General features: G+C 76.8%; 1 protein-coding gene. It reads left to right on the top strand.

The genetic code is table 11. The annotated features are described in order from the left end of the window. Positions 1-1,020, top strand: a 1,020-nt coding sequence (locus ABTY04_RS41085; protein WP_502996837.1) for a SpnB-like Rossmann fold domain-containing protein, incomplete at both ends; no start/stop codon positions are given.

Genomic DNA, 1,020 nt, shown 5'->3' on the forward strand with positions numbered 1-1,020 from the left:
CGGCGTCACCGTCGACTGGACCGCCTACTTCGCGGGCACCGGCGCCCAGCGCGTCGACCTGCCCACCTACCCCTTCCAGCGCCAGCGCTACTGGCTGGAGGAGGCGCCCCGCCCCGTGGCGGCCGAGTCCGGTGCGGGCTCGACCGGGGGCGCGGTGGACGCCGCGTTCTGGGAGGCCGTTGACAACGCGGACCTCGCCGCCCTCACCTCCACCCTCGACATCGACGCCGACCAGCCGCTGAGCGCGCTGCTCCCGGCGCTGTCCGCCTGGCGGCGCCGGAGCGCGGAGCGGTCGGTCGTCGACGGCTGGCGCTACGGCGTCACCTGGAAGCCGCTCGGCGACCCGGACGCCACCGCCCGCCCCACCGGCACCTGGCTGGTCGTCACCGCGGCGACCGGCGCCGATCCCGGGCTCCCCGGGATCGCGGACGCCCTCCGGGCGCGCGGCGCGGACGTACGGGAGGTCGCGCTGGACGCGGCTACCGCCGACCGCGACGCCGTGGCCGACCGGCTGCGTACGGCACTCGCCGGCAGCAGCGCCGACGGGGTGCTGTCCCTGCTGGCGCTCGCCGAGGCCCCGCACCCGGTCCATCCGGCGGCGCCGGCCGGGCTGCTGCTGACCGGGACGCTCGTCCAGGCCCTCGGTGACACCGAGGTCGACGCCCCACTGTGGTGCGTGACCTCCGGGGCCGTCGCGACCGGCGCCTCCGACCGGGTACGCAGCGCTGCGCAGGCGCAGGTCTGGGGCTTCGGCCGGGTCGTCGCCCTGGAGCACCCCGAGCGCTGGGGCGGTCTGGTGGACCTGCCCGGCAGCACGGACGGGCGGGCGCTCGACCGGCTGCTCGCCGTACTCGCCGGCGGGAAGGACGCGTACGAGGACCAGCTCGCCGTACGGTCCGCCGGTCTCCTCGCACGCCGTATCGGGCCCGCCGCCCCGGCGGCGGGCGGCGAGCGGAGTTCCGCCACGCCCCGACGCGTCGCCTGTCTCCCGTCTATTTCAACTTTCATCTTTCGAGGTAA

It is taken from the genome of Streptomyces sp. NPDC097981 (genome assembly GCF_040302565.1).
Classification (GTDB): Bacteria; Actinomycetota; Actinomycetes; order Streptomycetales; family Streptomycetaceae; genus Streptomyces.